The sequence below is a fragment of the Paraglaciecola sp. 25GB23A genome, from assembly GCF_040012495.1.
In the GTDB taxonomy this organism is placed as follows: Bacteria; Pseudomonadota; Gammaproteobacteria; order Enterobacterales; family Alteromonadaceae; genus Paraglaciecola.
The window spans coordinates 120,736-128,247 of record NZ_JBDYKM010000010.1 but is presented as its reverse complement, the minus strand read 5'-3'; the positions used below and the strand labels follow the sequence as shown (position 1 = coordinate 128,247).

4 protein-coding genes are annotated in these 7,512 nt (G+C 44.7%); 1 reads left to right on the top strand and 3 read right to left on the bottom strand.

The window, feature by feature from the left end; all coding sequences use genetic code 11:
• Nucleotides 1–185 precede the first annotated feature (185 nt).
• The gene (locus ABKW31_RS14415) at nucleotides 186–1,169 is read right to left on the bottom strand and encodes a metal-dependent hydrolase (RefSeq protein ID WP_348617248.1); all 984 of its coding nucleotides are present in this window, start codon (nucleotides 1,167–1,169) and stop codon (nucleotides 186–188) included.
• Between the two features lie 379 nt (nucleotides 1,170–1,548).
• Between ABKW31_RS14415 and ABKW31_RS14410 the strand changes: the two genes are divergently transcribed.
• Entirely contained in the window at nucleotides 1,549–3,621 is a 2,073-nt protein-coding gene (locus ABKW31_RS14410; protein ID WP_348617247.1) for a M13 family metallopeptidase, read from the top strand.
• Nucleotides 3,622–4,354: 733 nt separating this feature from the next.
• Here ABKW31_RS14410 and guaA read toward each other — a convergent pair.
• A complete protein-coding gene (gene guaA / locus ABKW31_RS14405) occupies nucleotides 4,355–5,932 on the bottom strand; it encodes a glutamine-hydrolyzing GMP synthase (RefSeq protein WP_348617246.1) in 1,578 nt (525 codons plus the stop codon).
• 63 nt (nucleotides 5,933–5,995) lie between these two features.
• Entirely contained in the window at nucleotides 5,996–7,465 is a 1,470-nt protein-coding gene (guaB, locus tag ABKW31_RS14400) for an IMP dehydrogenase (protein WP_348617245.1), read from the bottom strand.
• Nucleotides 7,466–7,512 lie beyond the last annotated feature (47 nt).

The following is a 7,512-nucleotide window of genomic DNA, read 5'->3' as shown; positions in this document are numbered from 1 at the left end:
CTCCTACAACACACATCAATCTAATCTGTTCGGCGTCGCCGCCTCCGTGTCCTCTGTGCAGCGCAGCGCTCTGTGGTTAAAAGGCTTGGAGCTTTTAAATCTGTTCGCGGCTAAAGCCGCTCCTACAACAGACATTATTCTGAGCCTTCCGCGCAGCTTAGATTTTAACTGAGTCCTGCTAATAATTATGGCGATTTTGTAAGCGTTTCCCAAACAAAAGAGAGGGCCTCAGGCTTGAATTGAAAGGGTAACAAAACACTTTCAATTTCATAAAAATGTGGCTCTCCAACGTTTGCCACTGCATGGCTGAAAACATAGTTATCGGTAAAACCCATTCTTAAGTCCGAGATGACGATTTGCTTATCGACTATGGCACAGGCTAAAAAGCCGTGGGTAAACCACTGTAATCTGCTGACAGCATTCAAGTGCTGAGTTTGCAGCAACAATTCTTTATTTAAGTCAAAACTCTTAAATTGAATCGACCGGTCTGGATTCAACATGGAGTAAAAACCCTCTAGGTATTGATCTTCTTGCAGCACCACAACCCGCCATAGCAAAGAATTAAAAGGCGTAGGCGTAGTAAATAACTTAGCTTTTTGAGTATCCAATGACGCTAACACATGACTATCAACACTGAACTTAGCAAGCCATGTCCAGCCCAAATAACTCGAACTGATTATCAGCCCTACACTAAGTACTTTATTCGCCCAAGCTTTAGAAGGCTTAATAAGAATTAGCACGGTGCCAATCAACAAAGGTAAGGTGTAAAGCGGATCAATAATAAAAATAGTGCTCCAGGAGACCGGCGGAGAGCTTAAAGGCCAAAATAATTGCGTACCATAAGCCGTATGAGCATCGAGTAATGGATGGGTGATCAAAGCCAGTGAAATTGCTAGTAACCAAGGAATGGGTGCGTCTTGAACTGGTCGATACCAACGTTTAAGCAGTGTCCAAAGTACTAGAGATAATGGGATTAATACCAAGAGAGAATGGCTAAACCCGCGGTGGTAGGTGAAGTTTGCTACCGCATCGCCGTAATCTATAAATACATCTAAGTCCGGTACTGTGCCTAAAATAGCCCCAATCACCGCTGCCTTTCGTTTTGCTGGTTGCGGCACACAGACCGCTGCAATTGAGGCTCCTAGTACTATTTGTGTCAATGAGTCCAATGCTTACTCCAAGATAATTTACTGAATACTTGTATCAAAAATATAAGTTACATAGATATACGCTTAGTAAAGCACTTCGGCCCTGTTAGCTGATAATAGTGACTGAATAACCGATAGAATTGAGTCCCTTTTGTTTTCTTACCACCCGCACAGATATTCAGTCTTGTTGCGGCTTAATCAATATATTACAAAACACTTTTTGATTTTTAGCCATAAATTACTTCCAAACATAAACATTCGTTAATAAAGTACAGCCTTGTACAAACGTGAAATCGTCCCTGATAAGACGTAAATAATAAGAAAAATACCAACGAAATGGCCTAAGTAGCGCTTTTTTACGTTGACATTACTTTTACATTTAACAACGAACAGAGAATTTATGAAAATGACCTTACTTGCCGCAAGTATTGCGAGCGTATTTTTACTTGGTGCATGCAGTGAACCCGTGCAGCAAACCCAGACAGTTTCTTCAACTGCAGAGTCAAAATCAGCCAGTGCCGAGCTAGGAAGTTTCGGTGTTGAACTCGATGCGAGAGATGAATCAATTAAACCAGGCGATGACTTTTTCCAATATGCCGGCGGTACTTGGTACAAAAACTTTGAAATGCCAAGCGATAAAACACGTTATGGTGCGTTTGATAAATTGGCTGAGGCCAGCGAAACACAAATCAAAACGATCATTGAGGAAATTAGTACCGCGACAGATTTAAATGCAGAACAAAAAATGATCGCAGATTTCTACGCCTCGTTCATGAATGTTGCAGCAGCAAATGCAAAAGGTCTTTCGCCTTTAACCCCAGTCCTAAATAAAATAAATGCCATCAGCAACAAACAACAACTGACCGAAGCCTTCGGCAGCGCTTGGTTAGATGGTTCAACTAGTCCCATCTCAGGTAGTTTGGGATTTAATCGCCTCGACCCCAATCAGTATCAAATGTCTATTGGGGTAAGTGGTTTAGGCATGCCTGATCGTTCTTATTACTTAGAAGACACAGAGCGCTTCAAAACAATTCGCCAAGCATACGTGAAACACATCGAGCAAATGCTTAATTTCGCTGAGGTAGAAAATGCCGCAGAAAAGGCACAACAAATATTAGCCCTTGAGACCCAAATTGCTGACGTTCAATGGCCACGAGAAAAGCGCAGGAACCGTGATTTGAGCTTAAATCAAATTGACAGGGAAAATCTGCCGAAGGAGTATGCAAATTTCGATTGGGACAGTTACTTTGCACAAACTACCTACAAAGTTCCACATTTGAATGTGTCGCAACCTGAGCCGATAAAAAAGGTGATTGATGTGATTAACAATGCATCATTGTCGGTGTGGAAAGATTATTTGACCTATCACACCATATCCAATCACGCTGACCTGCTTTCCGATGAAATTTTTAATGCTAATTTTGACTTCTACGGTAAGACCTTAAACGGTCAACAAGAGCCGCGTCCAAGATGGAAACGTGCTATCGCTGAAATGTCTGGCACTCAATCATTAGGTTTTGCCATTGGCAAAACCTATGTTGAAAAACATTTCCCAGCTAGCTCAAAAGTGCAAATGGCTGAACTAGTAGAAAACTTGCGTAAAGCGCTTGGTGAGAGGATTGAGAACCTAGATTGGATGGGTGAAGAAACCAAAGTCAATGCGCAAGCAAAACTAGCCGCATTTAACCCTAAAATTGGTTATCCCGATGTATGGCAGAATTTTACTGGGCTTGAAATTAAACCCGATGACTTGCTCGGCAACGTTGTGCGTATGCGTCAGTTTTTCCGTGATGACAGCGCAGCTAAGGAACTAGAAATAACAGATCGCGAACGCTGGGGTATGGCTCCGCAGCGTGTTAACGCTTATTACAACAGCTCTTTCAATGAAATCGTCTTTCCTGCAGGAATTTTACAAGCTCCTTTCTTTGATCCAAACGCAGATGCAGCCGTTAACTATGGCGCAATCGGTGCAGTTATTGGCCATGAAATGGGCCACGGCTTTGATGACCAAGGTTCTAAATCTGATGCCAACGGCATCCAACAAAATTGGTGGACTGACCAAGACAGGGCTGCATTTGAAACTAAAGCCGATGCCCTAGCCGCGCAATACAGCGCTTATGAACCAATTGAAGACAACTTCGTAAATGGTCGTAACAGTCTTGGCGAGAACATCGGTGATGTTGGTGGTTTGTCAATGGCATACCACGCTTACAAACTAAGCTTGAATGGCAAAGAAGCGCCGATTATTGATGGTACCACGGGTGATCAGCGTTTCTTCTTGGCGTGGGCACAAGTTTGGCGTGAAAAACGCACAGAGCAAAGCATGCTTTCGCAACTAAAAGCTGGCACCCATGCACCTGGACAATTCAGAGCATTAGCGCCACGTAATCATGATGCTTGGTATACGGCATTTGATGTGAAAGAAGGTGACGCGCTTTATTTAGCACCCGCTGAACGTGTCAGAATTTGGTAGTACTCAGCTCAATTAAAAAAGCGCTTCGGCGCTTTTTTTGTGGCCAGAGTTTTTATTGAGCCACTTTAGGGCTAACAAGTCTAAAGGTTAGTTCAGACTTTTGGCTGATGATAATATTATTTAGGTTTTAATAAAGTTCGCCAAAAAATTCGCGGCTAAAGCCGCTCCTACAACACATATCAATCTAATCTGTTCGGCGTCGCCGCCTCCGTGTTCTCTGTGTAGCGCAGCGCTCTGTGGTGAAAAGGCTTGTGGTTTGAAAGTTGTTCGCGGCTAAAGCCGCTCCTACAATACAGACGTAACTATGATCTTTTCGGCGTAGCCGCCTCCGTGTTCTCTGTGTAGCGCAGCGCTCTGTGGTGATAAAGCTTGTACTTTTAAATCTGTTCGCGGCTAAAGCCGCTCCTACAATACAGACGTAACTATGATCTTTTCGGCGTAGCCGCTTCCGTGTCCTCTGTGCAGCGCAGCGCTCTGTGGTGAAAAAGCTTGTGCTTTTAAATCTGTTCGCGGCTAAAGCCGCTCCTACAATACAGACGTAACTATGAGCTTTTCGGCGTAGCCGCTTCCGTGCTCTCTGTGTAGCGTAGCGCTCTGTGGTGAAAAGGCTTGTGGCTTTTAAATCTGTTCGCGGCTAAAGCCGCTCCTACAAGGAAATATTTTGGTTTAAGGCAAAAAAAAAGTGCAGCTGAGGCTGCACTTTTAATCAAATAACAATAAAACGTGAGACGGTTTATTCCCATTCAATCGTTGCTGGCGGTTTACCTGAGATGTCATAGACAACCCGCGAGATTCCATCGATTTCATTGATGATGCGGTTCGATACCTTGCCTAAAAATTCATAGGGTAAATGGGCCCAATGAGCCGTCATAAAGTCGATGGTTTCTACTGCGCGAAGTGATACTACCCAATCATATTTACGCGCGTCGCCCATTACGCCGACTGACTTAACCGGTAAAAATACCGTAAAGGCTTGGCTAACTTTATTGTATAAGTCTGCGGCATGGAGCTCTTCGATAAAAATGTGGTCGGCACGGCGCAATAAATCGCAGTATTCTTTTTTCACTTCACCCAGTACACGCACACCTAAACCAGGCCCAGGGAAGGGATGGCGATATAACATGTCATAAGGTAAACCTAGTTCTAAGCCGACTTTACGCACTTCGTCTTTAAACAATTCGCGTAATGGCTCAACTAAGCCCATTTTCATGTTGGCCGGTAAACCGCCCACATTATGGTGAGACTTAATAACATGAGCTTTACCCGTAGCCGAGCCTGCAGATTCAATAACATCAGGGTAAATAGTCCCTTGGGCTAACCATTTGGCATCCACCAGCTTTTTCGATTCTTCATCAAAAACTTCAACAAATATACGGCCGATGATTTTACGTTTGGCTTCAGGTTCGTCTTCACCGGCTAGAGCCGACAAAAAGCGCTGTTCGGCTTCGATTTTACGGATATTTAAACCAAAGTGATCGCCAAACATATCCATCACTTGTTTGCCTTCGTTTAGGCGCAACAAACCATTATCAACAAAAACACAAGTCAGCTGTTTGCCGATAGCGCGATGCAACAACATGGCCACGACTGATGAGTCAACCCCGCCCGATAAACCTAAGATGACTTCATCATCACCAATTTGGGCTTTCATGCGAGCGATGGCATCTTCAATGATCGCGCCAGGTGTCCATAGTTTTTCACAAGCACAAATGTCTAATACAAAGTGCGACAAAATGCGCTGTCCTTGACGGGTATGCGTTACTTCGGGGTGAAATTGCACACCATAAAATTGCTTTTCAGGATTAACAAAAGCAGCAAAGGGACAGCTATCGGTTTTAGCGGCCGTAATAAAACCCGGGGGAGCTTTGCTGACTTTGTCACCATGACTCATCCATACATCTAATAAAGCATTACCGTTCTCACCAATATGATCTTCGATGTTATTGAGCAGGGCCATGTCGGCAATGACTTCAACTTTAGCATAACCAAATTCACGCATGTCGGAGCCTTGTACCGCGCCGCCAAGTTGTTCAGCCATAGTTTGCATGCCATAACAAATACCAAATACCGGCACACCAGCCTCAAACACATATTGCGGTGCCCGTGGCGAATCTGCAGCATGTACTGACTCAGGGCCACCTGACAAGATAATGCCGTTTGGCTTAAATTCACGAATTTGCGCTTCGCTCACATCCCAAGCCCAAAGTTCACAATAAACGCCTATTTCACGTACGCGGCGGGCAATTAGTTGGGTGTACTGTGAGCCAAAATCGAGGATCAATATACGTTGGTCATGGATATTAGTGGTCATGTAGTTACTCTTTTGCAAAAAAAAAAGGACTGGAATTAACCAGTCCGATTCATATATCAGTGTTTAACCAAGTCTATAGTTTGGCGCTTCTTTGGTGATACTCACATCATGCACATGTGATTCACCCATACCAGCAGCCGTCACCTTGACAAACATAGGTTTGGTGCGTAATTCATCAATGGTCGCTGAACCGGTTAAGCCCATAGCTGAGCGTAAACCGCCCATTTGCTGGTGAATAATGGTTGCGATAGGCCCTTTATAAGCCACACGTCCTTCAATGCCTTCAGGCACTAACTTTTCCGCATTTTTACTGTCTTGGAAATAACGATCTGACGATCCATTATTTTGATTCATCGCGCCTAAAGAGCCCATTCCACGGTAAGATTTATAGTAGCGCCCTTGATAGAGCTCCACTTCACCGGGTGCTTCTTCCGTACCAGCCAACATACTGCCGACCATGACGCAACTCGCACCGGCCACAATGGCTTTAGCAATGTCACCGGAGAAACGAATACCGCCGTCAGCGATAACCGGTATACCAGTACCTTTTAAGGCTTCAACTGCGTCAGATACAGCAGTGATTTGTGGTACACCACAACCCGTCACGATACGCGTAGTACAAATTGAACCGGGGCCGATGCCGACTTTAACCGCATCAACGCCTGCATCAGCAAGCGCCTTAGCACCTTCACCTGTTGCCACGTTTCCGGCGATAAGCTGCACATCAGGATAGGCATCACGTACTTTTCTAACGCGGTCGATAACGCCTTGTGAATGACCGTGTGAGGTATCAATCAACAAAACATCTACACCCGCTTCAACTAACAGGGCAATACGTTCATCCGTACCAGGGCCGACACTGACTGCAGCGCCTACGCGCAAACGGCCACGCTCGTCTTTACATGCATTAGGTTTACTTTCCGCTTTTTGGAAATCTTTAACGGTGATCATGCCCGTTAGTTTAAAGGCATCATCCACCACCAGAATTTTTTCTATACGATGTTCGTGCATTAACTCAAGCACTAACTCAGACTTGGCGCCTTCTTTGACCGTCACTAAATCTTTTTTCAGTGTCATCACACTTGAGATGGGTTGCTCAAAACGTTTTTCAAAACGTAAGTCACGGCCGGTAACTATACCAATCAGGTTGTTGTCTTCATCGACCACGGGGAAACCCGAGAAGCCATGTTGCAAACCTAAGGCATTAACTTCGCCGATGGTAGCGGTGTGCAATACCGTAACAGGATCAGAGATCACGCCACTTTCGTATTTTTTAACGGTGCGTACATGCTCAGCTTGCTGCTCTGGGGTCATATTTTTGTGGATAAAACCCATACCGCCTTCTTGTGCCAAGGCAATAGCTAAGCGCGCTTCGGATACAGTATCCATAGCGGCAGAAACAAGGGGAATATTTAAACTCACACCACGGGTTAATTGAGTCTTCAATTCTGCGGTATGAGGGAGGACAGTCGAGTGCCCGGGTACGATCAAAACGTCGTCAAACGTTAGGGCTTCTTTGGCGATCCGTAACATGCAATTTTCACCTTTAAAGGGGGTTTTAATTGCGGCGCGATTCTAGC

Coding starts and splice junctions, on each gene's coding strand:
- guaA (WP_348617246.1), bottom strand. CDS start 5,932: ATGACCACTAATATCCATGACCAACGTATATTGATCCTCGATTTTGGC.
- guaB (WP_348617245.1), bottom strand. CDS start 7,465: ATGTTACGGATCGCCAAAGAAGCCCTAACGTTTGACGACGTTTTGATC.
- ABKW31_RS14410 (WP_348617247.1), top strand. CDS start 1,549: ATGAAAATGACCTTACTTGCCGCAAGTATTGCGAGCGTATTTTTACTT.